The following is a 2,463-nucleotide window of genomic DNA, read 5'->3' as shown; positions in this document are numbered from 1 at the left end:
CCGGCGGTCGGGATGGAGGTTGTCTGGGGGTGCGTCACCACAGGACTCCGTGATGTCGGTGGGCGGTGTGCCGGGATGGCGTGCGGGTGCGGCGTCGCGGTTCGCGGGGACGCTTCCATGGTGGCTCCTTTATCCGATTAAATCCACTGGTTTGATAGGAAAAGCGGCGCGACGTTCGCCACGGTGGGAGGGGCGGTACCCCAGGGTACGTCGCCGCCGGGCGGGATCGCGCGGGCGAGGCTCGGGGGCCGCGGGGATCGGGCGGGACATGGGTGCCGCCGCCGGCGAGGATGCCGGCGGCGGCGGTACCGGCGGCGTTGCGAAAGTCCGCGCCGCGACGCCGCCGGACGTCGTAGTGGAACGGGTGCGGCGCCGCCGGCGCGGCGGGTCGGGGCCTCAGTCGGCGCCGCCGCGCGCGGCCGGCGCTGTGTCACCTCCGATGCGTGGTCTCATGCCGATTACTGCGGGGCTGTCACGGCCTTACCAGCCGCCCCAGTCGCCCCAGTCTCCCCAGTGGTGGTGGAAGCCGAAGCCGTGGTGGTGGTGGAAGCCGTGGTGGTGGAAGCCGTGGTGGAATCCGCCGTGGAAGTCGGCCTGCACCGACGCGACCGGGCCGGCCGGGAGCGCCGACGCCGGCGCGGCACCGGCGGCCATGGCCGCACCGGGTGCCCCCAGGGCCAGGAACGGGGCCAGGATGCCGGCCACCGCGATCCGGCGCAGGGTGGTTCTCATGTGGATCGCTCTCCTCCCGGGAATACCGGGCCGGCGGTCCGCCGACCCGCCCCCTTCCGGTACGGGCCGCGCCGCTGGCAACCGGCGGCGCGGCCCCCGGGAGATCTCTTCCACCTCATCGTCTCGCCAACTGTCCAAAATTCACATACTTCCCGGGCACAGGGTGAACAAAAAACGACCACGGCCGGGTGCGGAACGCGGCTGCCGTCGAACGGATCGGAGCCGCCAGGGGGTGGCCGCACCAGGTCGGGCCGCCATCGCCGTGCCCATGGACCGCCGCGCCGCGGCCGCCCCGACCGCGGCAGGTCGCCCGCCCGGAGCGGGCCGCGCGGGACGTGTCCGGCCACCGAAGCCATCGCCGCCGACGGCCGCCGCAACACCCGGCCCCCGGCTGTGCGGACCGGGGGCGGCCATGCGCGGGAGGGGGCGCCGATTGGCTGCCGTGTTCCTATTTACTAATTTCAGATCGCTTTAGTAGGTTTAGTGGGTATGCCCCACAGCGGCCCCGCCCCCGACACGACCGCCCGGCGGTCGGGCGCCCGCAGCCACCATCCGCCCTGCGGCGGTCGACGGACGGGAGCGACACAGTGACCGGATCCCCACGGGCCCTCCACCTCGCGGCGGCCATCGACGGGGCGGGCGCGCATCCCGCCGCGTGGCGGATCAGCGGGACGGCGGCCCGCCGGCTGCTCACGGCCGACCACCACGTCCGCCTGGCCCTGGAAGCCGAGCGCGGCCGGCTGGACTTCGTCACGCTGGACGACGGACTCGCTCCGCTGGACGGCGCCGCCGGCGCGCCCCGCGGCCGCCTCGACGCCGTCCTGACCCTGGCGCGCGTCGCCCCCCTCACCAGCGGGATCGGGCTGGTGCCGACCGTCACCACCACGCACACCGAGCCGTTCCACGTGTCCAAGGCCGTGGCGACGCTCGACTTCGTCAGCGCCGGCCGGGCCGGGTGGCGCTTCACGGTGTCCGACACCGCCGCCGAGGCGCGCAGCATCGGGCGCCGGGCCGTCGCCGCGCCGGAGGAGCTGTGGGCCGAAGCCGCCGCGGTGGCCGACGTCGTCGCCCGGCTGTGGGACAGCTGGGAGGACGACGCGGAGATCCGCGACACCGCGACGGGCCGGTTCATCGACCGCGAGAAGCTGCACTACGTCGACTTCGCGGGACCCGGATGGAGCGTCAAGGGGCCCTCCATCACGCCGCGCCCCCCGCAGGGCCACCCCCTCGTGGTGGCGCGCGCGGACTCCGAGCCGGCGCTGCGCGCGGCGGCCCGCCACGCCGACGTGGTGATCGCGGCGGCGGCCGGACCCGGCGCCGCGCGTGCCGCCCGCACCCGGATCCGGGCCGCGGTCGAGGAGGCAGGCCGCGCCGCCGACGACGTGGCCGTGCTGGTCGACGTCGCGATCCTGCTGGACGCCGACCCCGATGCCGCCCGCGAACGGCATACGCGGCTGGACACGGCCGCCGGACCCGGCGCGCCCCGGCTGGACTTCGTCGGAACCCCGGCCGACCTCGCCGGCCGGTTCGCGGAGTGGGCCGCGGCCGACGCCGCTGACGGCTTCCTCGTCCGCCCGGCGGTGCTGCCCGGTGACCTCACCGCGTTCGTCGACCAGGTGGTGCCCCGGCTGCGCGACCGAGGGCTGTTCCGGTCGGAGTACACCGCCGACACGCTGCGCGGCCACTTCGTCCTTCCCCGCCCGGCCAACCGCTACGCGAGCGCCTGATGCC

General features: G+C 75.5%; 2 protein-coding genes. One reads left to right on the top strand and one right to left on the bottom strand.

Features of this window, described 5'->3' with window-relative positions:
• Window positions 1-480: 480 nt before the first annotated feature.
• The gene (locus tag DEF28_RS28190; RefSeq protein WP_181874464.1) at window positions 481-732 is read right to left on the bottom strand and encodes a hypothetical protein; all 252 of its coding nucleotides are present in this window, start codon (window positions 730-732) and stop codon (window positions 481-483) included.
• A 587-nt stretch (window positions 733-1,319) separates the two neighbouring features.
• Here DEF28_RS28190 and DEF28_RS26235 point away from each other — a divergent pair.
• Window positions 1,320-2,459, top strand: a complete 1,140-nt coding sequence (locus tag DEF28_RS26235) for an LLM class flavin-dependent oxidoreductase (RefSeq protein ID WP_114400873.1) — start codon at window positions 1,320-1,322, stop codon at window positions 2,457-2,459.
• Window positions 2,460-2,463: the final 4 nt, after the last annotated feature.

The sequence above is a fragment of the Marinitenerispora sediminis genome (assembly GCF_003336425.1).
Lineage (GTDB): Bacteria > Actinomycetota > Actinomycetes > Streptosporangiales > Streptosporangiaceae > Marinitenerispora > Marinitenerispora sediminis.
The sequence above is the reverse complement of the archived record's forward strand: the minus strand, read 5'-3'. Positions and strand labels throughout refer to the sequence as shown.

Bases quoted from the DNA above. Each gene is read 5' to 3' on its own strand.
- DEF28_RS28190 (WP_181874464.1), bottom strand. From the start codon at position 732: ATGAGAACCACCCTGCGCCGGATCGCGGTGGCCGGCATCCTGGCCCCG.